The organism is Actinoallomurus sp. CA-150999 (genome assembly GCF_050942425.1).
Classification (GTDB): Bacteria; Actinomycetota; Actinomycetes; order Streptosporangiales; family Streptosporangiaceae; genus Actinoallomurus.
Genome location: NZ_CP192063.1, coordinates 6,034,038 through 6,059,647, shown reverse-complemented (window position 1 = coordinate 6,059,647; position 25,610 = coordinate 6,034,038). Strand labels below are relative to the sequence as shown.

The window sequence follows — 25,610 nt, the reverse complement described above, 5'->3', positions numbered from 1 at the left end:
GAGGGGCCATGGCCGAGCACACCATGCGCGCCGCCGTCCTCCACGACATCGGGAAGATCACGATCGAGGAGCGGTCCCGGCCGCGGCCCGGCCCTCGCGAGGTCCTCGTCCGGGTCGCCGCGGTCGGCACGTGCGGCTCCGACGTGCACTACTACGAACACGGCCGGATCGGCGACTTCGTCGTGGAATCCCCTCTGATCCTCGGCCACGAACCCGCCGGGACCGTGACCGCCGCCGGGCCGGACGCCCGCCGGCACCGCCCCGGGCAGCGGGTCTCGCTCGAGCCGGGCGTGCCCGACTTCACCTGCCCGCAGTGCCGCGCCGGCCGCTACAACCTCTGCCCGAAGATGCGGTTCTTCGGCACGCCCCCCATCGACGGCGCCTTCTGCGAGTACGTCACCCTGCACGAGGAGTTCGCCCATCCCGTCCCCGACGGCCTGTCCGACGACGCGGCGGCCCTGATCGAGCCGCTGTCGGTGGGGGTGTGGGCCTGCCGCAAGGCGCGGGTCGCCCCGGGCGCACGCGTCCTGGTCACCGGCGCGGGCCCGGTCGGGCTGCTGTGCCTGCAGACCGCGCGGGCCTTCGGCGCCACCGACGTCATGGTCACCGACGTCAATCCCGCCCGGCTCGCACTCGCCCGCGACCTCGGCGCGACCGCCGCCCTCGACGTCCGCCACACCGCCCTGCCCGAGGCCGGGTTCGAACCCGACGTGCTCCTCGAATGCTCCGGTCATCCCCTCGCCATCGCCGAGGCCGTCCGCGCCGTGGGGCGCGCCGGGCGGGTCGTCCTGGTCGGCATGGGCGGGGAGCAGATCCCACTGCCGCTGTCCCACGTGCAGACCCGCGAGATCCAGGTGACCGGCACCTTCCGCTACGCGGGCACCTGGCCGGCGGCCATCGCGCTGGCCGCCTCGGGACGCGTCCAGCTGGACGTCCTGGTCAGCGGCCACTACGGCCTGGCCGACGTCGAGCAGGCGCTCACCGCCGGCGCCCGCGACCCCGCGCTGGTCAAGGCGGTGGTACGGCCGCAGGAGTAAACGGCGGCCACCGTCGTGAGCCCACCGTAAGGAGGAAGCAATGGCCCAGGTCGTTTACCAAGAGGCGACCCGCGTCTACCCCGGGTCCGACCGGCCCGCGGTGGACGCCCTCGACCTCGACATCTCCGACGGGGAGTTCCTCGTCCTCGTCGGGCCCTCGGGCTGCGGCAAGTCCACCTCCCTGCGGATGCTCGCCGGGCTCGAACGGGTCGATCACGGGCGGATCTCCATCGGGGACCGCGACGTCACCCACCTGCCGCCACGCGACCGGGACATCGCGATGGTGTTCCAGAACTACGCGCTGTACCCGCACATGTCCGTGGCCGACAACATGGGATTCGCGCTGCGCGTCATGAAGGTCCCCAGGGACGAACGCGACCGCCGGGTCCTTGAGGCGGCCCGCCTGCTGGACCTGGAGGAGTTCCTGGACCGCAAGCCCAAGGCGCTGTCCGGCGGGCAGCGGCAGCGTGTGGCCATGGGCCGGGCGATCGTGCGCGAGCCGAAGGTGTACCTGCTGGACGAGCCGCTGTCGAACCTGGACGCCAAGCTGCGCGTGCAGACCCGCGCCCAGATCGCCGGCCTGCAGCGCCGGCTGGGCGTCACGACCGTGTACGTGACCCACGACCAGGTCGAGGCGATGACGATGGGCGACCGGGTCGCCGTCCTCAAGGACGGGCTCCTGCAGCAGGTCGCCACGCCGCTGACCCTGTACCAGCATCCGGCGAACGTCTTCGTCGCCGGGTTCATCGGCTCCCCGTCGATGAACCTGGCGGAGTACCGCGTCGAGGGGGAGGACGCGGTCCTGGCCGGGCTGCGGATCCGGCTGTCGCAGGCGACCCTCAAGGCGCTCACCGACGAGGGCGACGACCGGGTCGTCGTGGGCTTCCGGCCCGAGGCCGTCGACGTGGTCGGCGAAGGCGAGGGCGGCGCGGACTCCATGACGTTCCCCGTCACCGTCTCCGTCGTCGAGGAACTCGGCTCGGACGCCTTCCTGTACGGCCGGTACGCCGACACGACCGACCCGGCGCTGGCCGAGAACACCGTCATCGCCCGGGTCGACCCGAACGCGCCGCCGGCCAAGGGCGACCGGGTCCGGCTGCGGATCGCGCAGGGCAAGGAACGGCTGTTCTCCGCCGTCACCGGCGACCGCCTGCCCGCCTGATCGGTAGGAGTATGAGCTGAAATCAGGTGGCTCGAATGGGCGAATATAGGGTCGGGCCGTGGACCCGCACATCAGCCTGGACGGTCCCGGCGACCTGGCCTCCCGCATCTACCGCGGGCTCCTCGACGCGATCCTGGACGGCCGGCTGCGCCCGGGGGAACGCCTGCCGCCCACACGCGACCTCGCCCGCCGCCTCCAGGTCTCCCGCAACACCGTGTGCGTCGCCTACGAGCGCCTGACCGCGGAGGGCTTCGTGGCCGCCCGCGTCGGCGCCGGCACCTTCGTCGCGGCAGGGCAGGCCCCCGGCACGCGCCCCCGGACCGCTCCCTCCGGCGGCGCGGTACGGCCCCGCCCGCCCTGGGACGCCCGCACCCCCATGCCGCACGCCACCGGACCCCCGGCCGCCTACGACTTCGGGGTCGGCCGGCCCGACGGCGACCTGTTCCCCCTCGCCACCTGGCGCCGTCTCCTCACCGGCGAACTGCGCGCCTCGGCCGTCCGCGCCGCCGGCTACGGCGACCCCGCCGGGCACGCCGGCCTGCGCGCGGCCATCGCCCGCTACCTCGGGGTGTCCCGCTCGGTCCGGGCCGACGCCGACGACGTGCTGGTCACGCAGGGCGCCCAGCAGGCCCTCGACCTCATCGCCCGCGTCCTGCTGGTCCCCGGCGACCGCGTCGCCGTCGAAGAACCCGGCTACCCTCCCGCACGGCGCCTGTTCACCGCCGCCGGCGCCCGGGTCACCGGCGTGCCCGTCGACGAGGACGGCATCGACGTCACCGCGCTCCCGCCCGACGCCCGCCTGGTGTACGTCACGCCCTCCCACCAGTTCCCGCTCGGCACGCCGATGTCCGCCGGCCGGCGCACCGCGCTGCTCGCCTGGGCGGCCCGCCACGGCGCCGTGATCGTCGAAGACGACTATGACAGCGAGTTCCGGTTCTCCGCCCGCCCGCTGCAGCCCCTGCAGAGCCTCGACCGCACCGGCCGCGTCGTCTATGTCGGCACCTTCTCCAAGACCCTGTCACCGATGCTGCGCGCCGGGTTCCTGATCGCCCCCGCCGCGCTGCGGCCGGCGCTCCGCGCCGCCAAGCAGCTCGCCGACTCCCACGGCGACCCCGCCGCCCAAGCCGCCCTCGCCCGCCTCATCGACTCCGGGGAACTGGCCCGTCACGTCCGCAAGGCCGCCCGGATCTACGCGGCACGCCGCGAACGCCTCACCACCGCACTGGAGGAGGACTTCGCCGACCGGCTCACCGTCGTACCCTCCACGGCGGGCCTGCACCTGTGCGCGCGGCTGAACCCGGGCGTCCGCGCCGACCTCGGGGGAGTACGCGACCGGGCCCGCCGGCTCGGCGTCGCCGTCGAGACCCTCGACGGCTACTGCGCCGAGCGGCCGCAGGAGGGACTGGTCCTCGGCTACGGCCTCATCCCGGTCGAGCGGATCGGCGACGGCCTCCGGCACCTGCACCGCGCGTTCGCCGGCCGGTCCTGACCCTCTCAGCGAAGTAGGGGAGCCGGCCCATGATCTCCCGCGTGGCCGGTCGACCATCGCCTCGGCGTCCAGCACAGACTCGAGGTGCACATGGATTCCGCAGCGTAAGACTCCGCCCGGTGGCGACGCCAACAACACATGACCACTCGGACCGATGCTGAAGCGAGGGAGGAGATCGGCATGCGGTGGCGGACCGCTTTCGTATTCGAGGGTGGCGGTAGCGTTGCCGCCACGCAGGTGGGGATGTTGCGTGCCCTGACCGAGGCGGGAATCCGACCCGATCTAGTGGTGGGCTCCTCGGCTGGAGCGATCAACGCGGTCTGCTTCGCGCTGGAGCCCACATTGGCCCAGATCGAGCGTCTGGAGATGCTGTGGTACTCGGTGAAGCGCAAGAACGTGTTCCCAGTCTCGGCGTGGAGCCTGGCTAATGCGCTGGTGGGCCGCGGCAGCGGGCTCTCCTCCCAGAAGGCGCTGCAGCGGCTGTTGGAGCGTGAGCTGGGCGAAACGAACCTCGACGGCTTGACGCTGCCCGCACACGTGGTGGCGACCGATCTGGCCGGCGGCGAACCGGTCATCCTCTCCCGGGGGACTACGGTGCAGGCGCTGCTTGCCAGCAGCGCGCTGCCAGGCGTGTTTCCCGCCGTCGAGATCGGCGGGCGGCTGCTCTACGACGGCGGGATCGCCGCGGCCACCCCCGTACTGCAGGCCGAGGCTCTGGGCGCGGACATCAGCTACGTGCTGCCTTCCCTCGGCCGATGCGCGCCTGAGTTCCTCCCGCAGGGCGCGGTGCCGACCGCGCTGCGCGCGCTGAGCCAGTTGCTGGGCCACGCCTCGGTGAATGCGATCGCCGGCGCCCGACATGAAGTCTGGATGCTGCCCGGACCCAGCCTCGAGACGGTGAACCCTTTCGACTTCCATGACACACCCGCCCTGATCGAAGAGGGAGAGCGGCTGGTTCACGCCTGGCTGGATGTCCACCGGGATAGTGGCGGACGGCCAGGTGCCGCGGCCATTACGTGACCGGGCTGGCATCGCGCGCGCAAGAATGACCGTGAACGCCTGGGCCGGCGGATGCCGGTGACCTGGCCCGTGGTCAGAGGCGTCTGGGCTCCTCAGTCCGGCCGGCCGCATACCGCGGCCAGCAGGCCCTCGAAATCCTCCGAGCACGGGCCGCACGCGCGCAGGTGCGCGGCGATGCCCGGGTAGCGCTGTTCGGCCCCGGCTTCCTGCGCCACCAGCTCGACGTAGACGTGGAGCATGGCCATCGCCTTGTCGCACCCCACGTCCTGTGGGTCGGTGTGCAGGAAGCGGTCCAGTTCAGCCCGGCCGTTCATGAGGGCCTCGACAGGTCGTTGTCCACATAGCCGTTCGCGGCGAGCGCGGCCCGCAGCTTGCGCCTGGCCTCGAACATCGTCTTGTAAATCGCGTTCCGGTTAGAACCGAGCTGGAGGACCAAGGCGTCCAGCGGAACGCCGTTGAGCACGATCGCCACGAAGATCCGCCGCTGCCGTTCGGTCAACTTCTCCTGCACGGCCCGGCGTAGTGCGGCGAGCAGATCGCGCCACTCCGACTCCCTGGCCGGGTCGAAGCCGAACCGATCCGGCAGACGCTCCCAGTCGGCACCTTCGAACGGCACGGCGGGGCAACGTCGCCAGAAATGCCGCCCGACCTTCACGGACACCTCAAGGATCACGAACTTGTAGGCCCAGGTCGTGAACCGGCTCTCACCACGGAACTCTCTGATCTTGGCGGTGATGGCCAACAGCGCGTCGGCCGCGGCCTGATACGCCAGATCGTCCAGCTCAGGGCCAGTGACGCGCAGCTGAACACCGCGCCTTCGCACCTCGCTCCTGGCGACCCGCAGGAGCAGTCCATGCAGCCGCCCCACGGCTGCCTCCTGCTCCGCCCCACCGCAGGTGAGCACCCGCAGCCACTCACCCGACTCGGCGTCGAGAGAGGTACGGGTGGCCGAGATCTCATCCACGGCGCGCTCCGGCGTCACCCATACGTTTCATGCTAACCACCACCCGCCGGCGAAGAATTCGCAGGTAAGACTCCGCGCGGCGGCGATGCCAACAAGACATGACCAACTCACTGGGCGGCAGGACCGCATCGAAGCCGCGAACATCCGCATCCCATCGAACAGCCAAGGGCACGTGCCCGCACCGTCCCCGGTGTCCGGCGGCGACCGCCCGCGATCGCGCGGCGGCCCGTGTCGTGGCCTTCCACCCCGAACAGGGCTGGAGCCTGCTGTGCAACGGTGTCGTCGTCTTCGACGACACCGGCGAACTGCTCCCCGACGGCCGCGTCGCCGACCGTCGAGTCGACTCGATCATCACTGAGTGATCAAGCTCCATGGCGAGAGGAATCATCATGGCGAACGTGTCAAATATTCCGGCATCACTGGAAAGAGCCGGCGGCCGGATCGCGGTAGCCGGTCGATTGGTGAGCCGATATGGGCTAGTCGTTGTCCTGGCGTGGATCGGTGCGGGCAAGTACGTCAAAATGGAAAGCCGAGTGCTGGTCGAACACAGCCCCCTCCTGAGCTGGCTGTACGACTTCCTGAGTTATAGGACGGTCGCGAACGCTCTGGGCAGTATGGAGATCATCGCTGCGGTGCTCATCGCCGTTCACCTGCTCTGGCCCAGGCTCTCTGCCATAGGCAGCGCTCTCGCGGTCATGCTGTTCGTGGGAACGCTGAGCTTCCTGTTCACCACCCCAGGGGTCGTCGACACCTTCGCCGGCGGGTTCCCAGTACTCTCGGCCCAGCCTGGGCAGTTTCTCCTCAAGGACCTCGTGTTGATCGGCGTGGCGCTATGGACGCTGGGCGACTCGCTCGAGGTCGCCCGAAGGAAGCGCGTGAACAACGCGCCACCCCACGGCCGAAAGATCGTGAGTGTCGGGTGAGCTGTGCGGTGTCCCTGGCGCACCTGTTCGCGGACGCGACGACGTCGGCGCCGGAGACCGTCAGTCCTTCTCGAGCAGGCGCACGATGGCGTCGGCGGCGTAACCGAACTCCGCCTCGGCGTTCAGGTGAGCGAACCGGCCGCCCGCCTCGGAGGCCGCGAACCCCAGGATGAACGTCGACAGCAGCCGCTCCGCCCGTACGACGTCGTCCCCGGCCAGCCCGGCCTCACGCAACGCGTCGTAGGCCGCGTCCCGGGGGCGGCGTGCCGCCTCGGTCACCGCCGGGCGGTGGAACAGCAGCGGGAACAGGTCCGGGTGTGACCGCGCCACCGCCCGGATCCCGGCGGCCAGCTCGCGCAGCCGCTCCCGCCACGGCAGCGCCGGGTCCGGCTCGGGGATCTCCCCGAGCAGGCGTTCCACCAGGCCGTCGAGCAGGCCCTGCTTGTCCCCGACATGCCGGTACAGCGCCATGGGCGTCACCCCCAGCTGCTCGGCGACCGCGCGCATCGTCACCGCCGCGAGCCCCCGCTGCGCCGCCAGGTCCCACGTCGCGTCGACGATCTCGCCGCGCGTCAGTCCTCTCCTGGGCATCGACCACCCCACCTCCGTATACAGTGTATATATACGCTGTATACTTCGTTGGGAGTGCCCATGCTTCACGCCACCCGGCTGCGCAGACGATTCGGCACGGCCACCGCCCTCGACGGCTTCGACCTCACCGTCGCGGCGGGGGAGATCTGCGGCCTCATAGGCCACAACGGCGCCGGCAAGACCACCTTCGCCCGGATCGCCTGCGGCCTGGACCGGCCCGACTCCGGCCACGTCCGCGTCGACGGCGCCGACCCGGCCCACCGCACCGCCCGCCGCCTCACCGGCTGGGCGCCGCAGGAACCCGCCCTGTACCCGACCGCCACCGTCCGCGACAACCTGCGCCTCTACGGCGGCCTGGCCGGACTCCACCGCCGCCGCCTGCGCACCGAGATCGACCAGGTCACCACCGCCATGGCCCTGCACGACCTGCTCGACCAGCCCGTCGGCCGGCTCTCCGGCGGCCAGCAGCGCCGCGTCCAGACCGCCACCGCGCTCCTGCACCGCCCCAAGGTCCTGCTGCTCGACGAACCCACCGTCGGCGCCGACCCCGCCACCCGCCAGGCGCTCCTGACCGCCGTACGCGCCCGCGCCGACGACGGCGCCGCCATCTGCTACACCACCCACTACCTGCCCGAACTCGTCGACCTGGACGCCACCCTCGCCGTCGCCGCCCACGGCCGGGTCATCGCCCGCGGCCCGCGCCAGTCCCTCCTCGACGGCCTGCCCGGCACCGCCCGCCTGCGCTTCGACGGGCCCGCGCCCGGCCACCACGACCAGGACACCCTCCTCATCACCTCACCCCGGCCCGCCGAGGCCGCCGCCCGCGCCCTCACCGACCTGGGCCCCGACGCCGTACGGCTGCGGGGCATCGACATCACCCCGCCGACCCTCGACGACCTGTACCGTCACCTCGCCGCCCCGGAGGCCCCCCATGCCGCGTGACATCGCCGTCATCGCCCGCCACACCTGCGTCCTGCTGGTACGCGACCCGGGCACCCTCATCGCCTACGCGGTCATGTCCTCCACCCTCATGGCCGTCCTGCACCCCGTCTACCAGCGGATGGCCGGCCCCGGCGTCTCCGGCGCCACCAGCGCCGCCGCAGGCACCGCCGTCATGTTCACCCTCCTGGCCCTCGACGTCGCCGGCGAACAGATCCTCGCCGAACGCGACTGGCACACCTGGGACCGGCTCCGCGCCACCCCCGCCCGCCCCGTCTCCGTCCTGACCGGCAAGGCCCTGCCGCTCGTCACCGTCTTCCTCGCCCTCCAAGCCCTGCTGTTCGCCGAGGCCGACTGGTGGTACGGACTCGACCTGACCGCCGGCACCTGGCGGCTGCCCCTGCTGTGGCTGGCCTGGGCGTCCTGCGCCACCGCCCTCGGCCTGGCCCTCGGCGCCTGGCTGAACAGCCGCGGCCGGCTCGGCGCGATCGCCGACATCACCGCGATGATCACGACCGGGCTCAGCGGCGCCCTCGTCCCCCTCGCCGGCCTGCCCCGCTGGATCGGCGACCTGGCACCCGCCCTGCCCGCCTACTGGGCGGTCCGCGGTTTCCAGGCCGCCCTCGGCGGGCGTCCCGCCGGCGTCTACACCCGCGCCGTCCTGGCCATCACCGCCATCACGGTCATCGCCGGCGCCCTGGCGGCCCTGGGGGCGCTGCGCCGTACTCACCGCACCGCCTAGCCGCCGGCGGAGAGCTCCGCTCACTGCGGCGGAAGATCGTCGCGGTTGACCTCACGGTGGCGGACCAGGAGCCGGCCGTCCTCGCGGACCAGCACGTCCTCGCAGGTGCAGCTGAGGTGAACGGCCGCCCGGCCACCGCGCGGCGTGCTCACGATCAGCGCGTAGGTGCGGGCGACGACGGCGCCGTCGCCGCGTTCGGCCACCTCCAGCATGCCCAGCCAGTGCCGGCGCTGGATCCCCTGCTCGACGAGAGCCTCGACGGCCTTGCGGGCGCCCGCCTCGATCGCCGCGCGACCGACGGACGGCGCGGGATGCCCGTTGGCGGCGAAGACCCCGTCCTCGGTGAAGGTCTCGGCCCACGCGGTGACGGCGCCCTCGTCGAGCAGGCGCATCTGACGTCCGTAGAAGTGCTGGACCTCCTGGTAAACGCGGGTGTCCGCGACATCGCCGATCAGCTGCTCGGTCATCGTGGCCTTCTCCTTCGCTCCGGTTCCGGTGGGCTCGCGCACCAGCGGCGAGCATGACCGCGGCGCTTCGAAGCCCGCTGGAGGCCCGGTCGGCTCCAGTGAGGATCCGCCCGGCGTCGAGGCGGACCGGCCATTGTGCGGATGCGGAAGCACCGACGGAGGGAAAGGCTGATGAGTAGCACAGACGGCGCACCGGTGGCGCTGATCACCGGCGCCACCAGCGGGATCGGCCTCGCCGTGACCCGGCGACTGGCCCGGCGCGGACTCCGCGTCTTCATCTGCGCGCGCACCACCGAGAACGTCGTGTCCACGGTCAAGGAACTGCGCGCCGAGGGCCTGGACGTGGACGGCGCGGAGGCCGACGTGCGGTCCAAGGAGTCCGTGCGGCACCTCGTGGCCGCCGCGGTCGAGCGGTACGGCCCGATCACGGTGCTGGTCAACAACGCCGGGCGCAGTGGCGGCGGCGTGACCGCCGAGCTCGCCGACGACCTGTGGTACGACGTGATCGACACCAACCTGAACAGCGTCTTCCTCGTGACGCGTGAGGCGCTCGCGGCCGGCGGGCTCGCCGGCGCGGCCGGTGGGCGGATCATCAACATCGCCTCCACCGGCGGAAAGCAGGGCGTCCCGCTCGGAGCGCCCTACTCGGCGTCCAAGGCCGGCGTCATCGGCTTCACCAAGGCCCTGGCCAAGGAACTGGCCGGCACCGGCGTCACCGTGAACGCGGTCTGCCCCGGTTACGTGGAGACGCCGATGGCGGTGCGAGTCCGTCAGGCGCACGCCGCCGTGTGGCAGACCACCGAAGAGGACGTGCTGAGCCGGTTCAACGACAAGATCCCGCTCGGCCGCTACTCGACCCCCGACGAGGTCGCCGGCCTGGTCGACTACCTGGCGACCGACACCGCCGCCTCCATCACCGCCCAGGCGCTCAACGTCTGCGGCGGGCTGGGGATCTACTAGCCGCCGGAAGGATGATCACAGTGACCGCGACCCAGCACACCGTCCACCGGATCGACATCGGTGCGGCTCCGGACCTGGTATTCCAGATCATCGCGGACGCCGCCGACTGGCCGCTGCACTTCGGGCCCACCATCCACGTCGACCGGACCGCGCTCGACTCGCCGGCCGAGCGGCTGTCGATCTGGGCCACCGCCAACGACGACGTCAAGCACTGGACGTCCCGCCGCGACGTCGACCGGGAAGCCGGGAAGGTGGCGTTCCGTCAGGAGGTCTCCGCCCCGCCGGTGGCCTCCATGGGCGGAGAGTGGATCGTCGAGGCCGGCCCGGACGGCTGCACCCGCCTCACGCTCACCCACGACTTCACCGCCGTCGACGACGACCCCGCGCACCTGGACTGGATCGGCCGGGCCACCGACCGCAACAGCCGCACCGAACTGGCCAACATCAAGACCCTCGCCGAGGAACACGACCGCACCGCGGCGCTGACCTTCTCCTTCGAGGACTCCGTCCTGGTGGACGGCGCACCCGAGGCCGTCTACGAGTTCCTCTACGACGCCGCCCGCTGGCCGGACCGGCTGCCGCACGTCGGGGACCTGAAGGTACGCGAGGAGGTCCCCGGCATCCAGGTGATGACGATGGACACCCGCGCCGCCGACGGGTCGGTGCACACCACCGAGTCCGTACGGGTCTGCTTCCCCGCCGAGCGGATCGTGTACAAGCAGACCCTCCCGCCGGCGCTGATGACCGCGCACGTGGGGGAGTGGACCGTGGCCAAGACCGCCGACGGGGTCCTGGCCACCTCGCGGCACACCGTGACGGTACGGGAGGAGGCCGTCGAGACGGTGCTCGGCGCCGGCGCGACCGTCCAGCAGGCCAAGGACTTCATCCGCAAGGCCGCCGGGGGCAACAGCGCCGCCACCCTCGGCCACGCCAAGACCTTCGTGGAGGCCGGGTGACGGCCCGTCCCCGCCGCCGCGAACGCCCTTTCCCCGGTTTCGGTGTCCCGTCCGGGGGAAGGGCGTTCGCCGTCCGGGCGCGAACGGCGCGGGGGTGCCGGCGTACGCGGGAAGGGGCACGAGGTGTGCCGGGGGAGTCACCTCCCCTGACCAGCGCGTGCCCCGAAAGGGACATCCCCGATGTGCCTCCCGGTCCTTTCGGGGGTCATTCCGTGGTTCCGCTCTTGAGGGGCGTCGGTGTTCTGCTTAACGTCGTTCCAGGCCGACTGCCCCGATCGCGATCCGAACGCGGACGGGTCGGCCGCGAACGGAGATATTCCATGAAATTCAATCTGCTGGGTTCTCTGGAAGTCATCCACGACCAGCGCGTGTGCACCCCGAGCGCGCCGAAGATCCGCCAGGTCCTGGCTCTGCTGCTCCTCCGCGCCAATCAGGTCGTCAGCCTCGATTCGGTAATCGAGGAACTGTGGGGCGAAGAGCCGCCGAAAAGCGCCGTCACCACGGCGCAGACCTACATTTATCAACTCCGTAAGGCGTTCGCCCGGGAACTGGGGGAGCAGCAGGCCTCGCGAATGATAGAGACGGTTCCGCCCGGATACATCCTGCGCGTGGACGAGGCGCAGCTGGACTTCCGGGAGTTCGACCGGCTGATCGAGCAGAGCCGGGCGCTGCAGGCCGCCGGGCACGTCGAGCGCAGCGCCCGGCAGGTACGCGCCGCGCTCAGCCTGTGGAAGGGCGCCGCGCTGTCGAACGTGGACCACGGCACGCTCCTGCAGGGGTACGCCACCCACCTGGAAGAACAGCGGATCACCGCGCTGGAGCTGCGGGTCCAGGCCGACATGGAGCTCGGCGACCACCGCGCGGTCATCCCCGAGCTGCGCCGCCTGGTGGTGAGCCACCGGTACAACGAGTGGTTCCACGCCCAGCTCATCATCGCCCTGAACAAGGCCGGCCGGCGCGGTGACGCCCTCGAGGCGTACCAGAGCCTGCGGACGCTGCTGAACGACGAGCTCGGTCTCGACCCGTCGGCCGAGGTCAAGCGGGTCCATCGAGAGGTCCTCAACGGGGGTTCCCTCGACGCCTCCCGGCTGCGGTCGCGAGACCTGCAGCCGACGGCCTGACCTGCGGTACGGAAGGGGGCCGCGCCCACAAGGCGCGGCCCCCTTCCGTACGGTTCACCTTTCCGAAACTTACTATGTAAAGGCCGTGGTCCGGGTGATGATCATCACCCGGACACCAAAGACCACAACACAACGAGCCTCAACGGTCAGCTCGCCAGGAGTCCGGAGACCAGCGACGTGGTGTGCACGCCGTCGCGGAACGCCGGGTCGTCCAGGACCCGGGTGAGGAACCCGGCGGTCGTGTGCACGCCCGGCCCCTCGATGCGGAACTCGGCCAGCGCGCGCCGCATGCGGGCGATCGCGGCCGGCCGGTCCGGAGCCCAGACGACCAGCTTCGCGAGCAGCGAGTCGTACGCGGCGGAGATCCGGCAGCCCGGGAAGCCGTAGGTGTCCACCCGGACGAACGGGCCGCCCGGGGGCACGAACTCGGTGAGCGTGCCCGGCGCCGGCGCGAAGTCACGGTCGGGGTTCTCGGCATTGATCCGGCACTCGATCACGGCGCCGCGCGGCTGGATGTCGGCCTGGCCGAACCCCAGCGGCAGGCCCGCGGCGATGCGGATCTGCTCCTGCACCAGGTCGACGCCGGTGGCCATCTCGGTCACCGGATGCTCGACCTGGATCCGGCTGTTGACCTCCATGAACGAGAAGTCCCGTTCGGCCGACACGAGGAACTCGAACGTGCCGGCGCCGACGTACCCGGCGGCCAGCGCGCCGCGCACGGCGGCCTGCCGCATCTCGGTGAGCAGCCCCTGCGGCATGCCCGGCGCGGGCGTCTCCTCGAGGAGTTTCTGGTTCCGGCGCTGCGTGGTGCAGTCGCGTTCGCCCAGGCAGACCGCGTTTCCGTACGCGTCGCACAGCACCTGGATCTCCACGTGCCGTGCCGTGTCCAGGAACCGCTCGGCGTAGACGCGGGCGTCGCCGAAGAACGCCTGGGCGTCGGCGCGGGCGCGGGCGTACGCCTCGGCGAGTTCGCCGGGGTGGCGGACGACGCGCATGCCGCGCCCGCCGCCGCCGACCACCGCCTTGATGATCAGCGGGCAGCCGATCTCCGAGGCGAGCCGTGCGGCCTCGTCCGCGTTGGCCAGCGGTTCGAGGCTGCCCGGCAGGAGCGGCAGGCCGGCGTCCGACATGAGTCGGCGGGCGCGGGACTTGTCGCCGAGCCGGTCCAGGACGGCGGCGGGCGGGCCGATGAAGGTGAAGCCCTCCTTCTCGCAGACCTCGGCGAAGTCCGGGTCCTCCGACAGGAACCCGTAGCCGGGGTGGATCGCGTCCGCGCCGGTCTTGGCCGCCGCCTCGATGACGGCCGGGATGCTCAGGTAGCTGCGGCGGGCGGGGGCCGGGCCGATCCGTACCGTCTCGTCGGCGGCGGCCACCGCCGCCGAGTTCTCGTCCTCGGTCGAGTAGACGACGACGCTGGCGACCCCCAGCTCGCGGCAGGCTCGTACGACGCGCAGCGCGATCTCGCCTCGGTTCGCGATGAGTACCTTGCCGAACATGTTCTCCCCTTCAGGCGGTCAGGTCTCGATCGCGACGAGCGGTGTGCCGAACTCCACCGACGTGCCGTCCGGGACGAGGATGCCGACGACCCGGCCGGCGCGGTCCGCCTCGACCGGGGTCATCAGCTTCATCGCCTCCAGGATCGCGACCTGCTGGCCCTTCTGGACGACGTCGCCTTCGCGGACGAACGGCTTGGCGCCCGGCTCGGACGCACGGTAGAACGTGCCGACCATCTCGGCGCGCACCTGGTGCGTTCCGGGATCGGGCGCGGTGTCCTCCACCGGCGGCGGCGCCGCGGCCGCCGCCGTCACCCGCCCCTCGGGGGCCTCCGGCCACTCGAGGTCGACCGTGACGTCGCCCATGGTCAGGCGCATCCGGCGCAACGGTGAGCTCGCCGCGTTGATCAGTTCGACGGCGTTGCGGCAGATGACCGTCAGCGCCGTGTCCGGATCGCTCGGTGCCACGTACTCCTCCTCTAGGTCGCGGCTTGGAAGCTGCGGAATCGCCGTCGGCGTTCTTCGACGATCTGGGCGCCGTCCAGGTCCGCCAGCCGGTACAGGCCGGCGGCGAGCGCGGAGCGGAGCCGGCGTGCGGCGGCCACCGGGACGCGGTGGACGCCGCCGGCCGGTTCGGGGATCACCGCGTCGACGACGCCGAGGCCGAGCAGCTGACGTGCGTCGACGCGCAGCGCCGCCGCGGCGCGCGCCGCCTGGGTCGCGTCCCGCCACAGGATCGCGGCGCAGCCCTCCGGGCTGATCACCGAGTAGACGCTGCTGGAGAAGGCCAGCACCTGGTTGGCCACGGACAGGGCCAGCGCCCCGCCGCTGCCGCCCTCACCGGTGATCACCGAGACGATCGGGACGGGCAGGCCGGCCATCAGCCGCAGGTTCTCGGCGATGGCGACGGCCTGGCCCTGTTCCTCGGCCTCCCTGCCGGGGTAGGCGCCGGGGGTGTCGACGAGGGTGACGACCGGCAGGCCCAGCTTGGCCGCCAGGCGCAGCAGCCGGGCGGCCTTGCGGTATCCGGCGGGCGTGGGCATGCCGAACCCGCGGCCGGTCAGCTCGGCGACGGTGTGGCCCTTCTGGGTGCCGATCACGATGAGGGGGACGTCGCCGAGCCGCGCCATCCCGCCGACGATCGCCGGGCAGTCGCGGGCCAGCCGGTCGCCGTGCAGTTCCTCGAACTCGTCGAAGGCGAGGGCGAGGTAGTCCAGCGTGGTGGGCCGGCCCAGCTCGCGGGCCTGGCGTACCACCTGCCACGGGTCCCGGGCGGCCAGGTCGGCCGGGTCGGTCACGAGCTCGGCGGGGACGCCGATCGGCTGGCCCATGGGCCGCCGGGAGCCGATCGACAGCAGACGGCCCAGCGTGGGCCGCAGCGCGGCGCGCGGCCGCAGCAGGTCGATCATGCCGTGCTCGAGGAGGAACTCGGCGGTCTGGAACTCCTCCGGCAGCTTCTGCCGGATGGTCTGCTCGATGACCCGGCGGCCGGCGAACCCGAGCCGCGCGCCGGGTTCGGCGATGATGACGTCGCACAGCGTCGCGAACGACGCGGCGACGCCGCCGAACGTCGGGTCGGTGATCAGGGAGATGGTCATGACGCCGGCCTCGTCGAGTTCGCCGAGGGCCTGGCTGGTCTTGGCCATCTGCATCAGGGCGATGGCGCCCTCCTGCATCCGCGCTCCGCCGGAGGCGGTGACGATCAGCAGGGGGGTGCGTTCGCGGAGCGCGACCTGGGCCGCCTCGGTGACGAGCTCACCGACGGCCGCGCCGAGGCTGCCGGCCATGAACCGGAAGTCCATCGCGGCGACGATCACCGGGTTGCCCTCGATGGCGCCCCGGACGCACACGACCGCCTCCTCCAGCCCGGTCCCGGCGCGCGCCTCGCGCAGCCGTTGTGGGTAGGGCTTGGCGTCGACGAAGCCGAGCGGGTCGCCGGTGGTGACGGTCAGCCCGAGCGAGCTCGCCGACCCGGGGTCGAGGAGCTGCGCCAGGCGTTCGGGGGCGGTGAGCCGCCCGTGGTGCCCGCAGTCGGGGCAGACCTGCCGGCTGCGGGCCAGCCTCTTGGCGTACAGGAGCGTGTCGCAGCCCGGGCAGATGGTCCACTCGGGGGCTGCGACCGCCGGTTCGCTGGTTACCTCGGTCACGGTTCAGGCCCTCGCCGGCAGCCGATCGTTGACGAAGTCGAGGTACCCGGCCGGGGTGGTGACCTCGGCCAGTTCCTCCTCGGGCAGGGCGATGCCGAGCTCGCGTTCGATCCGGCTGGCGGTCTCCATCAGGGCCAGCGAGTCGTAGCCGAGCTCGTCGAACGCGACGTCGAGGATGTCGCCGTCCAGGTTCAGTGTCTCGTCCTCGCCTGCTGCCGCACGCATGATCCGTTTGAGGTCGTCGATGGTGAAATCGCGCATGGTGTGCTCTCCTCACAAGCCCGTTGTCGCGCCGGCCCGTTGCCCGGCCGGTCGTTCGGTGGCGGTGCCGCGCCTCGCGCGGCGGTTCTTCAGCGGACCGCGCGTACGACCACGGCGGCGTTGAAGCCGTGGTAGCCGCGCGCGACGATGAGTGCGTTGGTCAGTCGGGTGATCCGCGGTTCGCGGACCAGGTCCAGGGCGTAGTCCGGGACGGGCCGGGACACGTTCACGGTCGGGGGGATGACCGAGTCGCGGATGGCGAGCAGGGCCGTGGCGACGTCGACCGGCGCGCCTCCGGACAGCAGCCGCCCGATCATCGTTTTGGGCGCCGTCACCGGCACGCCGTGCGGGCCGAACAGGCCGGTGATCGCCGTCGCCTCGGCGCGGTCGAGTTCGGCCACGCCGCTGGCGTCGGCGAACACCACGTCGACCTCGGCGGGGGTCAGGCCGGCGTCGGCGAGCGCGCCGGTCATGGCGGCGCCCAGCCGGGAGGAGCCGTCGCGGGGGTCGAAGGTGGCGCAGTACCCGGCGATCTCGCCGTACACGTGCGGGGCGCCGCGGTCCCGGGCGTGCCCGGCGTCCTCGAGGATGAGGATGGCGCCGCCCTCACCGACGACGTAGCCGGTGGCGTCGGTGTCGAAGGGCAGGTAGGCGCGTTCGGGGTCGTCGCGGTGGCTGAGCCGGCCGTTGGGGATCTGCGCGGCGATGCCCCACGGGCACAGTGGCGCGTCCATGCCTCCGGTGACCATCAGGGGAGTGCCGCGGCGGAGGCGCCGGCGGGCCTGGGCGATGGCGTCCAGGCCGCCGGCCTGCTCGGTGACGACCACTCCGGTGGGTCCGCGCATGTCGTGGCGGATGGAGATCTGGCCGGTGTTGACGGCGTAGAACCAGGCGAAGGACTGGTAGACGCTGACGTGCTCGGGTCCGCTGGACCACAGTGCCGCCAGTTCCCGCTGGCCGAATTCGAATCCGCCGGCCGCGCCGGCGGTGACCACGCCCATGTCGTAGGCGCCGAACCGGTCGGGGTCGACGTCGGCGTCCGCGAGTGCCCCGCCGGTGGCGGCGAGCGCGAACTGGGTCATCCGGTCGGTCTGCGGCAGCAGCCGGCCCGGCAGGTGCTCGGCGGGGTCGAAGCCGCGTACTTCGGCGCCGAGGCGTACGGGGTAGCCGGCGGCGTCGAATCGGGAGATCGGCGCGATGGCGTTCGCGCCGGCGAGGGTGCTGGCCCAGAACTCCTCGGTGTCCAGGCCGTTCGGCGCGGTGACGGCCAGTCCGGTGACGACGGCGCTCATCGGTCCACTCCCTGCAGGACCATGGCGCTCTGGAAGCCGCCGAAGCCGCTGCCGACGGTGAGGACCGCGTCGAGGCGGGTCTCGCGGGCGGTCAGGGGCACGTAGTCCAGGTCGAGTTCGGGGTCGGGGTCGTCGAGGTTCGCGGTGGGCGGTACGACGCCGTGTTCGATGGCCAGCGCGCAGGCGGCCACCTCGATGGAGCCGATGCCGCCGAGGGAGTGCCCGACGACCGCCTTGATCGAGCTCACCGGGATGCGGTAGGCGTCCTCGCCGAGGCTGCGTTTGAACGCCATCGTCTCGTGCCGGTCGTTCTGGCGGGTACCGGTGCCGTGGGCGTTGATGTAGCCGATGTCGCCGGGGTTGAGCCGGGACTGGTCCAGCGCGGATCGGATCGCCTCGGCCATCTCGGCGCCGTCGGGGCGCAGCGCGGTCATGTGGTAGGCGTTGCTGCGGGACGCGAAGCCGGTGATCTCGGCGTACATGTGCGCGCCGCGGCGCCGCGCCCGCTCGTACTCCTCCAGGACCAGGACGGCCGAGCCCTCGCCGAGCACGAATCCGTTGCGGGTCCGGTTGAAAGGCCGCAGTGCGCTGCCGGGCTCGTCGTTGCGGTTGCTGGTCGCCTTGATCGCGTCGAAGCACGCGAACGTGATGGGTGACAGCGGCGCGTCGGTCGCACCGGCGATCATCACGTCGGCGGAGCCTTCCCCGATGAGGTCGCAGGCGTAGCCGACGGAGTCCAGCCCGGAGGTGCATCCGGCCGAGACGACGGTGGCCGGCCCCTGCGCGCCGGTGGCCCAGGCGACCTCGGCCGCGAGCGAGCTGGGGATGAAGTAGTCGTACATGTGCGGCACGGCGTACGCGGGGTCGACGACCCAGTTGCGGCCGCCGTCGGACAGGACGTTGTACTCCTCGTCGAGTTTCATGGTGCAGCCGACCGCGCTGCCGATGGTGACGCCGGTGCGCTCTTCGGGCAGGTCGCCGATGAGCATTCCGGCGTCGGAGAGCGCTTCGCGGGCGCTGACCACGGCGAACTGCGCGGCGCGGTCCATTCGCCGTATCTCCTGGGCGGTCAGGCCTTCGGTGACCGGGTCGAAGTCGCATTCGGCCGCGATGCGCGACCGGAAGGGCGACGGGTCGAAGAAGGTGACCGTCCGGGTCGCGGTCCGGCCCTCGGTGATCCGTTCCCAGAAGGACTTCGTCCCGGGCGCGCCGGGTGCGACCACGCCGATTCCGGTGATCACGACACGCCGTTCCATGCTGTCTCCCTTGCTGTGTGCGGGCCCGGCGGGTGCTGGCCGCCGCCGACCACGGTCGGCGACCTGCCTCGATCTCGGCTCAAGGCGTGAAAGAGGGCGCCGGGCAGGCGAGGCCGAGGCACGCGAGGAGGCTGCGGGCCTGGACGCTGACGTAGTGGGTGTGCGAGAGGAGTTCGGTGAACTGGTGCAGGGTGGTCCAGCGGAAGCCGTCCTGTTCCTCGGCCTCTTCACCGGCCTCGACCACGAGGTATCGGCTGTCGGAGTGGTAGAAGCGGCCGCCCTCCTCCGACAGGATCGCGTCGTAGCGGATCTGGTCCGGGCGGGCGGACAGGACGTAGTCCAGGAAGGGCGGGGGAGTGCCGGGGTGGTTGCCGGGCACGCATTGCACCGTCGGGCCGAGTTCGACGGTGTCGCGGAAGCCCGCCTCGGTCCGGGCGGCGGCCAGGACGTGCAGGACGCCGGCGATCCGCCGGACCACGAACGCGACCACGCCGGGCCCGCGGGGCGCGAACAGCGGCTGGGTCCACCCGGTGACCTCGCGGTTGCCCGCGCGTACCGCGACGGCGATCACGTCGAAGAACCGTTCGTCCTCTTGGTGGATGCGTTCGGCGGTGCGCCGCCAGGAGCCGAGCCGGCGCAGTGGCACGCGGGTGGTCCGCAGGTCCGACAGGGCGCGCAGGTCGTTGATCCAGGTGAGGATGTCGCGGATGCCGTGGACGCTGCCGGCGCCGGTCATCGAGTCGGCCAGTGCCGTGCCGAACTCGTCGGTGGGCGGCGCGGTGCGGTGCAGCGGCAGCAGTGACAGCGCGGAGCGGGCGTCCATGTTGACGAGGTTGTCCCGCCGGAGCAGCTCGCCGATCTGGCCGAGGGTCAGCCAGCGGAAGTCCTCGTGTTCGGGGACGTCGTCGGTGGTCTCCACGACCATGTTCCGGTTGCGTTTGTGCAGGAACCACGAGCCGTGTTCGGACTGCAGCGCGTCGGCGAGCACGCGGGCGCGGCCGGTGCCGGCGAAGTACTCCAGGTAGTTGACGCTGGTGCCCTGGTGTACGCGGCTGTAGTTGCTGCGGGTGGCCTGCACGGTCGGGGACAGCTGCAGCAGGTTGGAGTTGCCGGGCTCCATCTTGGCCTGCATCAGGGCGTGCAGGACGCCGTCGAACTCCTTGACCAGGATGCCGAGGATGCCGACCTCGGGCTGGTCGATGATCGGCTGGTTCCAGGTGCGGGTGCCGTCGTCGACGTCCAGTCCTTCGACGGTGAAGAACCGGCCGCTGCGGTGGACCAGGTTCCCGGTGTCCGGTGCGAACGACCAGCCGTCCAGGCCCGCGAAGGGGATGCGGTCCACCTGGAAGGATCCGGCGCGCCACCGCTCGTGCCACCAGTCGTCGAACGCGCCGCGCGGCATCGTGGTGCTGTGCGTGGCCGCCACCGATGCGGCGAGCCGGTCGTTGAGGGTCTCGGTCGGGGTTTCGGTCAGGGTCGCGGTCACCGGAGGGCTCCTTCGGCCGGGCGTGCCGCGGCGAAGTCCCGCCGCGGGTCGATGTCGTGCTCGTTGCGGGTCTCGGTCACATGGCGCAGGGCGCGCGCGGCGTCCCAGCCCCGGTCCCGTACGGCGTCGGGGTCGAGGACGTCGATGCGGCGGGTCTCCACCAGCACCCCGCCGGGCACCTGGGTGAGGACGGCCTGGCCGCGCAGGGACCGGTACAGCGGCGGAAGGTCGCCGATCTGCCGCCATACGAGGCGGTCGCCGGCCGGCCACACCCGCGCGTGCGCGCCGTCGACCAGGGTGCGGCCCGGTCGCCCGGCGACGTCCTCCAGACGTCCGGGGACGATCCGGATCCGGCCCTGCAGGAACTCGCACGCGGTCAGGTCGGCGTCGCGTTCGGCCAGGTACTTCAGTGCGTCGAGCTGCGCCCGGATGCCCTGGTCGAGCCGTTCGGCCGGTGCCGGCCCGGCCCAGTCGTGCCGCAGCTCCACGAGGGTGGTGCCCGGCCCGGCCTCGGTGAACCGCCACTCGCCGCGCATGGCCGACAGGGGCGGCTTGGGCGGGTCGTGTTCGAAGACGATCCGGCCGGCGTCCGGGTCCAGTTCCCGGCGCGCCGTCCAGCTGCGGATGGCGCCCTTCTCGGCGACCCACCGCCGGATCACGTCGCCGCCGTCGTGGCGGGCGACGCGTTCGGCGTGCACCACGCCGCCCGCCGGCCGGGCCGCCTGGCCCGGGTCGGCGACCAGGTCGTACACCGCGTGCGGCGGCCGGGCCACGGTGATGCGGTGGGTCAGGACCCCGTCGTAGGTCAGCCCGTCGTGTGTCGGCATCGTTCATTTCCTTTCGGCGACGACGACGCGCACCGGGAGCCCGGGCCGGGTGTGCGCCTCGGCGCCGGCCAGGCCGCTCGCGGCGAGCATCTGCTGAAGGTCCGCGGTGGAGTGCACCTGCCCGCCGCTGGTCCAGGCCAGCATGAGCAGTTCCAGCATGTGCGCGTGGTACGCCCGCGCGGGCGGCTCGTCGCCGGTGGTGAATCCGGCGACGACGAGCCGCCCGCCCGGCCGCAGGGTCGCGGCCAGCCGCCGCAGCAGCTCGACGGACCGCTCGCGGGAGAACTGGCACAGCAGGTTCGCCGCCAGGATCACGTCGTACGGTCCGCCGAGCGGGGCCTCGAACACGTCTCCTTCGATGAAGGAGGTGCGCTCGGTCAGCCCGAGCCGCCGCGCCTGGTCCCGGGCGGCGCGCAGCACCGGCGGGCCGTCCAGGCACCACAGCCGCGAGCCGGGGTCGCGGCCGGTCAGGGTGAGCCCGTACAGGGCGTGGCCGCAGCCCGCCTCGAGCACGTCAAGGGGGCCGTCGCCGCCGAGCAGGTCCGCGACGAAGTCCGCGCCGGCGCGGGTCACGAAGGTGAGGTTGGCGGCGAAGTCGGCCCAGTACGCGAAGTCCGGCGAGTCGGCGGTGTGCTCGACCACGGGCCGTCCGGTGCGCACCGCCCGCGCGAGGTGCCGCATGGTGTCCCACTCCAGGTCACCGGCTGCCACGCGCATGTTGTCGCCGCAGTACCGCGGGGAGGTGCTGACGAGCAGGTCCGCGGCGCCGGGCGGCAGGTGAAACGTCTCGCCGTCGGTGGCGAGCAGGCCGGCGGCGGCGAGCGCGCGCAGCAGGATCCGGGTTCCGCGCGGGTCGGCGCCGAGCCGCTCGGCCACCGCGGGGGCATCGGCCGCGCCGGGTTCCAGCGCGTCGAAGACCCGCAGTTCGAGTGCCGCCCGCAGCACGTACGTCGCACGGAAGGCGGTCATCATTTCCAGCAGCCGTTCCCGGCTCACGCTGTCCACCATGGGCACGAGGCTGGTCGCGCCGCCTCAAGGGCGGATCGACGAGGGCTGGAGCCGGGGGTCTTCGGCCGATGCTCGAAACCCCCTCGAACAACCGGCCCCATGGTGATGCCCCGGGCGATCTGGAGGCATCCATATGACCGAGGCCAAGACGCTGCTCCTGGAACAGGTGCGCAAATACCATCATGAGGCCGCTTCGCGGTCCGCATTCGTGCCGGGCACGACGCCGGTGCTGCCCTCTGGGGCGGTGCTGGACGAGGACGACCGGGCCGGCCTCGTCGAGGCCGCGCTGGACATGAAGATCGCGGCAGGCGCCCGGTGCCTGCGGTTCGAGCGGGAGTTCGCCCGGACGCTGGGCATCCGCAAGGCGCACCTGACCAACTCCGGGTCGTCGGCCAACCTGCTGGCTCTGGCGGCGCTGACGTCACGTCAGCTGGGCGACGAGCGGCTGGTGCCGGGCGACGAGGTGATCACGGTCGCCGCGGGTTTCCCCACGACCATCAACCCCATCTTCCAGAACGGCCTGGTGCCCGTCTTCGTCGACGTGGACCTCGGCACGTACAACACCACCGCCGAGCGGGTGGAGGCCGCGATCGGCCCCCGCACCCGCGCGGTCATGATCGCGCACGCGCTGGGCAATCCGTTCCCCGCGCAGGACATCGCCCGGATCTGCGCCGACCATGACCTGTTCCTGATCGAGGACAACTGTGACGCCGTCGGCTCCCTGCACAAGGGCGCGCTGACCGGGACGTTCGGTGACTTCGCGACGGTCAGCTTCTACCCGGCCCACCACCTCACCATGGGGGAGGGCGGCTGCGTGCTCACCCCGAACCTGGCGTTCGCGCGGATCGTGGAGTCACTGCGGGACTGGGGCCGGGACTGCTGGTGCGAACCCGGCGAGGACAACCGGTGCCAGAAACGGTTCGGTTACCAGCTCGGCGAGCTACCGCACGGATACGACCACAAGTACACGTTCTCCCACGTCGGCTACAACCTGAAGGCCACCGACCTGCAGGCCGCGCTCGGCCTGACCCAGCTGCGCAAACTGCCGGAGTTCGGCGCGGCCAGGCGCCGCAACTGGCGGCGGCTGCGGGAGGGCCTCGACGGGGTACCCGGCCTGCTGATGCCGTCCGCGGCCCCCGACAGCGACCCGAGCTGGTTCGGGTTCGTGCTGACGGTCCTGCCCGAGGCGCCCTACGAGCGCGCGGAGCTGGTGAGCTTCCTGGAGTCCCGGCGGATCGGGACCCGGCTGCTGTTCGCCGGCAACATCACCCGGCACCCGGCCTACCTGGACCTGCGGTACCGGGTCGCCGGGCCGCTGACCAACAGCGACATCATCACCGAGCGGACGTTCTGGGTCGGCGTCTACCCGGGCCTGACCGACGAGATGCTCAACTACGTGATCGCGTCGATCAGGGAATTCGCCACACGGCCCCGCCACAGATGATTTGGAGACCATCACGATGAAGGCCCTGGTTCTCGCGGGAGGGACCGGCTCCAGGCTGCGCCCGCTCACATATTCCATTCCGAAGCAACTCGTCCCGGTCGCGAACAAGCCGGTCCTCGTCCACGGGCTGGAGACCATCCGGGAGATCGGCGTCACCGAGATCGGCATGATCGTCGGTGGCCAGGGCGACCAGATCCGGGCGGCCCTCGGCGACGGATCCGACCTCGGCGTCAAGATCACCTACATTCGGCAGGACGCGCCGCTCGGGCTCGCGCACTGCGTGGGCATCGCGCGCGACTTCCTCGGCGACGACGACTTCGTCATGTACCTCGGCGACAACGTCCTCGACGGCGGCATCGTGGACGCGGCCGAGGAGTTCACGACCCTGCGGCCGGACGCCGCGGTCCTGGTCATCAAGGTCGACGACCCCACCCAGTACGGCGTCGCGGAACTCGACACCGAGGGCCGGGTGACCGCGCTGGTGGAGAAACCGCAGAACCCCAGGAGCGACCTGGCGCTCATGGGCGTGTACTTCTTCACCCCCGCCATCCACGAGTCGGTGCGCCGGATCAAGCCCAGCCGCCGCGGCGAGCTGGAGATCACCGACGCGATCCAGGATCTCCTGGACCGCGGGCTCACCGTGACCGCGCAGCAGTACCCGGGCTACTGGAAGGACACCGGCAACGCCGAGGACCTCCTCGACTGCAACCGGATGCTGCTGTCGGCGACGCGCGCCGACGTGGCCGGCGACGTCGACGAGCACAGCATCATCGAGGGCGGGGTGGTCGTCCTGCCCGGCGCCAGGATCATCAAGTCCTACATCGAGGGGCCGGCGATCATCGGCGCGGGGACCGTCGTGTCGGACTGTCACCTGGGCCCGTACGTCTCGGTCGGCGGCGACTGCGCGCTGTCCAGCACCGGCATCGCCGACTCGATCGTGCTCGACGGCGCCGTCATCGACAGCGTCAAGGGCATCCGCGGATCGGTGATCGGCCGGTGGGCGCACGTGCGCACCGGGGACCACCGGCTGTTCGTCGGCGACCACGCGCGCGTGGAGGTGGCGGTATGAGGATCCTCGTCACCGGCGGCGCCGGCTTCATCGGCTCCAACTACGTGCGCACCCTGCTGTCCGGGACCGGCGAGACGCGCGTCACCGTCGTGGACAAGCTCACCTACGCCGGCAACCGCGCGAACCTGCCGATCGGCCACCCGCGGCTGGATTTCGTCCGCGGCGACATCTGCGACCAGCCGCTGCTGCGGGACCTGCTGCCCGGCCACGACGCCGTGGTGCACTTCGCCGCCGAATCGCACGTGGACCGCTCGATCGACGGCGCCGCCCAGTTCGCGATCACGAACGTCGTCGGCACGCAGAGCCTGCTCGACGCGTGCCTGCACACCGGTGTGGGACCGATCGTGCACGTCTCCACCGACGAGGTGTACGGGTCCATCGCCGAAGGGGCCTGGACCGAGGACCGGCCGCTGCTGCCGAACTCCCCGTACGCGGCGTCCAAGGCGGGCTCGGACCTGCTCGCCCGCTCCTACCACCGAACCCACGGCCTCGACGTGCGCGTCACCCGCTGCTCGAACAACTACGGCCCGTACCAGTACGTGGAGAAACTGATCCCGCTGTTCGTCACCCGGCTCCTGCGCGGTGAGACCGTCCCCCTGTACGGCGACGGCCGCAACGTCCGCGAGTGGCTGCACGTCGACGACCACTGCCGGGCCATCGACCTCGTCCGCCGGGACGGCCGGCCCGGGGAGATCTACAACATCGGCGGCGGCGACGAGCTCACCAACCGGGAGATGACCGAACGCCTGCTGGAACTCGTCGGCGCCGACTGGTCCGCGGTACGGCACGTGACCGACCGCAAGGGCCACGACCTGCGCTACTCCGTCGACGACACCAAGATCCGCACGGAGCTCGGGTACCGTCCGCGCGTGTCCCTGCGGCAGGGCCTGGCCGACGTCGTCGCCTGGTACCGCGACAACACGTCCTGGTGGGAGTCGCCGGCCGCCTGAGCCGGT

Annotated in this window: 26 protein-coding genes and 1 pseudogene; 14 read left to right on the top strand and 13 right to left on the bottom strand. The window is 71.8% G+C overall.

The window, feature by feature from the left end; all coding sequences use genetic code 11:
• The first annotated feature begins 8 nt into the window (after nt 1-8).
• The 4 genes from ACQP2O_RS28090 (at nt 9) to ACQP2O_RS28075 (ending at nt 4,708) form a co-directional block, all read left to right on the top strand.
• A complete protein-coding gene (locus ACQP2O_RS28090) occupies nt 9-1,037 on the top strand; it encodes an NAD(P)-dependent alcohol dehydrogenase (RefSeq protein ID WP_433170112.1) in 1,029 nt (342 codons plus the stop codon).
• A 40-nt stretch (nt 1,038-1,077) separates the two neighbouring features.
• Nucleotides 1,078-2,199: an ABC transporter ATP-binding protein gene (locus ACQP2O_RS28085; protein WP_433170111.1), complete on the top strand. Its 1,122-nt coding sequence runs from the start codon at nt 1,078-1,080 to the stop codon at nt 2,197-2,199.
• A gap of 58 nt (nt 2,200-2,257) precedes the next feature.
• Nucleotides 2,258-3,688 (top strand): PLP-dependent aminotransferase family protein, encoded by a 1,431-nt coding sequence (locus ACQP2O_RS28080; protein WP_433170109.1) that lies wholly within the window; start codon nt 2,258-2,260, stop codon nt 3,686-3,688.
• Between the two features lie 180 nt (nt 3,689-3,868).
• The gene (locus ACQP2O_RS28075; RefSeq protein WP_433170107.1) at nt 3,869-4,708 is read left to right on the top strand and encodes a patatin-like phospholipase family protein; all 840 of its coding nucleotides are present in this window, start codon (nt 3,869-3,871) and stop codon (nt 4,706-4,708) included.
• A 92-nt stretch (nt 4,709-4,800) separates the two neighbouring features.
• Here ACQP2O_RS28075 and ACQP2O_RS28070 read toward each other — a convergent pair whose 3' ends face one another.
• The gene (locus ACQP2O_RS28070) at nt 4,801-5,022 is read right to left on the bottom strand and encodes a hypothetical protein (protein WP_433170105.1); all 222 of its coding nucleotides are present in this window, start codon (nt 5,020-5,022) and stop codon (nt 4,801-4,803) included.
• A complete protein-coding gene (locus tag ACQP2O_RS28065; RefSeq protein ID WP_433170103.1) occupies nt 5,019-5,672 on the bottom strand; it encodes a sigma-70 family RNA polymerase sigma factor in 654 nt (217 codons plus the stop codon). Before ACQP2O_RS28065 ends, ACQP2O_RS28070 begins: the two co-directional genes overlap by 4 nt.
• A 173-nt stretch (nt 5,673-5,845) precedes the next feature.
• Between ACQP2O_RS28065 and ACQP2O_RS28060 the strand changes: the two are divergent.
• Nucleotides 5,846-6,034, top strand: a pseudogene (locus tag ACQP2O_RS28060) (DUF5999 family protein); the annotation flags it as partial.
• Between the two features lie 27 nt (nt 6,035-6,061).
• Nucleotides 6,062-6,595: a YkgB family protein gene (locus ACQP2O_RS28055; protein WP_433170101.1), complete on the top strand. Its 534-nt coding sequence runs from the start codon at nt 6,062-6,064 to the stop codon at nt 6,593-6,595.
• A 60-nt stretch (nt 6,596-6,655) separates the two neighbouring features.
• On the opposite strand, the gene ACQP2O_RS28050 is transcribed toward ACQP2O_RS28055, so the two are convergent.
• Nucleotides 6,656-7,186 carry a TetR/AcrR family transcriptional regulator gene (locus ACQP2O_RS28050; protein WP_433170099.1) on the bottom strand — a complete coding sequence of 177 codons (531 nt, stop codon included), beginning with the start codon at nt 7,184-7,186 and terminating at the stop codon, nt 6,656-6,658.
• Nucleotides 7,187-7,246: 60 nt separating this feature from the next.
• Between ACQP2O_RS28050 and ACQP2O_RS28045 the strand changes: the two genes are divergently transcribed.
• Both ACQP2O_RS28045 and ACQP2O_RS28040 read left to right on the top strand, forming a co-directional pair.
• Nucleotides 7,247-8,128, top strand: coding sequence for an ABC transporter ATP-binding protein (locus tag ACQP2O_RS28045; protein ID WP_433170097.1), 882 nt, complete (start codon nt 7,247-7,249; stop codon nt 8,126-8,128).
• Nucleotides 8,118-8,867 (top strand): ABC transporter permease, encoded by a 750-nt coding sequence (locus ACQP2O_RS28040; protein WP_433170095.1) that lies wholly within the window; start codon nt 8,118-8,120, stop codon nt 8,865-8,867. The genes ACQP2O_RS28045 and ACQP2O_RS28040 overlap by 11 nt, the downstream gene beginning before the upstream one ends.
• Before the next feature lie 20 nt (nt 8,868-8,887).
• Here the strand turns inward: ACQP2O_RS28040 and ACQP2O_RS28035 are convergent, their stop codons facing one another.
• Nucleotides 8,888-9,376: a nuclear transport factor 2 family protein gene (locus ACQP2O_RS28035; RefSeq protein ID WP_433170093.1), complete on the bottom strand. Its 489-nt coding sequence runs from the start codon at nt 9,374-9,376 to the stop codon at nt 8,888-8,890.
• 129 nt (nt 9,377-9,505) lie between these two features.
• On the opposite strand from ACQP2O_RS28035, the gene ACQP2O_RS28030 reads away from it, so the two are divergent.
• From ACQP2O_RS28030 to ACQP2O_RS28020, 3 genes are all read left to right on the top strand, one after another.
• Nucleotides 9,506-10,294, top strand: coding sequence for an SDR family NAD(P)-dependent oxidoreductase (locus tag ACQP2O_RS28030; protein ID WP_433170091.1), 789 nt, complete (start codon nt 9,506-9,508; stop codon nt 10,292-10,294).
• Between the two features lie 20 nt (nt 10,295-10,314).
• Nucleotides 10,315-11,250, top strand: coding sequence for an aromatase/cyclase (locus tag ACQP2O_RS28025; RefSeq protein ID WP_433170089.1), 936 nt, complete (start codon nt 10,315-10,317; stop codon nt 11,248-11,250).
• A 320-nt stretch (nt 11,251-11,570) separates the two neighbouring features.
• Nucleotides 11,571-12,371: an AfsR/SARP family transcriptional regulator gene (locus tag ACQP2O_RS28020; protein ID WP_433170087.1), complete on the top strand. Its 801-nt coding sequence runs from the start codon at nt 11,571-11,573 to the stop codon at nt 12,369-12,371.
• 146 nt (nt 12,372-12,517) lie between these two features.
• Here the strand turns inward: ACQP2O_RS28020 and ACQP2O_RS28015 are convergent, their stop codons facing one another.
• The 9 genes from ACQP2O_RS28015 to ACQP2O_RS27975 all read right to left on the bottom strand — a co-directional run bounded on the left by ACQP2O_RS28015 (nt 12,518) and on the right by ACQP2O_RS27975 (nt 22,141).
• Nucleotides 12,518-13,867, bottom strand: coding sequence for an acetyl-CoA carboxylase biotin carboxylase subunit (locus ACQP2O_RS28015; protein WP_433170085.1), 1,350 nt, complete (start codon nt 13,865-13,867; stop codon nt 12,518-12,520).
• Nucleotides 13,868-13,885: 18 nt separating this feature from the next.
• The gene (locus tag ACQP2O_RS28010) at nt 13,886-14,332 is read right to left on the bottom strand and encodes an acetyl-CoA carboxylase biotin carboxyl carrier protein (RefSeq protein WP_433170083.1); all 447 of its coding nucleotides are present in this window, start codon (nt 14,330-14,332) and stop codon (nt 13,886-13,888) included.
• An 11-nt stretch (nt 14,333-14,343) separates the two neighbouring features.
• Nucleotides 14,344-16,011, bottom strand: a complete 1,668-nt coding sequence (gene accD / locus ACQP2O_RS28005; protein ID WP_433170081.1) for an acetyl-CoA carboxylase, carboxyltransferase subunit beta — start codon at nt 16,009-16,011, stop codon at nt 14,344-14,346.
• Nucleotides 16,012-16,014: 3 nt separating this feature from the next.
• Nucleotides 16,015-16,272, bottom strand: coding sequence for an acyl carrier protein (locus ACQP2O_RS28000; protein WP_433170079.1), 258 nt, complete (start codon nt 16,270-16,272; stop codon nt 16,015-16,017).
• An 89-nt stretch (nt 16,273-16,361) separates the two neighbouring features.
• Nucleotides 16,362-17,564 (bottom strand): ketosynthase chain-length factor, encoded by a 1,203-nt coding sequence (locus ACQP2O_RS27995; RefSeq protein ID WP_433170077.1) that lies wholly within the window; start codon nt 17,562-17,564, stop codon nt 16,362-16,364.
• Nucleotides 17,561-18,820: a beta-ketoacyl-[acyl-carrier-protein] synthase family protein gene (locus tag ACQP2O_RS27990; RefSeq protein WP_433170075.1), complete on the bottom strand. Its 1,260-nt coding sequence runs from the start codon at nt 18,818-18,820 to the stop codon at nt 17,561-17,563. The genes ACQP2O_RS27995 and ACQP2O_RS27990 overlap by 4 nt, the downstream gene beginning before the upstream one ends.
• A gap of 79 nt (nt 18,821-18,899) precedes the next feature.
• Nucleotides 18,900-20,306, bottom strand: coding sequence for an NDP-hexose 2,3-dehydratase family protein (locus tag ACQP2O_RS27985; protein ID WP_433170073.1), 1,407 nt, complete (start codon nt 20,304-20,306; stop codon nt 18,900-18,902).
• The gene (locus ACQP2O_RS27980; protein ID WP_433170070.1) at nt 20,303-21,133 is read right to left on the bottom strand and encodes an aromatase/cyclase; all 831 of its coding nucleotides are present in this window, start codon (nt 21,131-21,133) and stop codon (nt 20,303-20,305) included. Before ACQP2O_RS27980 ends, ACQP2O_RS27985 begins: the two co-directional genes overlap by 4 nt.
• Before the next feature lie 3 nt (nt 21,134-21,136).
• Nucleotides 21,137-22,141 (bottom strand): methyltransferase family protein, encoded by a 1,005-nt coding sequence (locus tag ACQP2O_RS27975; protein ID WP_433170068.1) that lies wholly within the window; start codon nt 22,139-22,141, stop codon nt 21,137-21,139.
• Nucleotides 22,142-22,274: 133 nt separating this feature from the next.
• Here ACQP2O_RS27975 and rfbH point away from each other — a divergent pair, with 133 nt between their 5' ends.
• From rfbH to rfbB, 3 genes are read left to right on the top strand one after another with little or no spacing between them, the layout of a single operon-like run.
• Nucleotides 22,275-23,585, top strand: coding sequence for a lipopolysaccharide biosynthesis protein RfbH (rfbH, locus tag ACQP2O_RS27970; protein ID WP_433170065.1), 1,311 nt, complete (start codon nt 22,275-22,277; stop codon nt 23,583-23,585).
• A gap of 16 nt (nt 23,586-23,601) precedes the next feature.
• Nucleotides 23,602-24,654 (top strand): glucose-1-phosphate thymidylyltransferase, encoded by a 1,053-nt coding sequence (locus ACQP2O_RS27965; RefSeq protein ID WP_433170063.1) that lies wholly within the window; start codon nt 23,602-23,604, stop codon nt 24,652-24,654.
• On the top strand, nt 24,651-25,604 hold the full coding sequence (rfbB, locus tag ACQP2O_RS27960; protein ID WP_433170062.1) for a dTDP-glucose 4,6-dehydratase: 954 nt from the start codon (nt 24,651-24,653) through the stop codon (nt 25,602-25,604). The genes ACQP2O_RS27965 and rfbB overlap by 4 nt, the downstream gene beginning before the upstream one ends.
• Nucleotides 25,605-25,610: the final 6 nt, after the last annotated feature.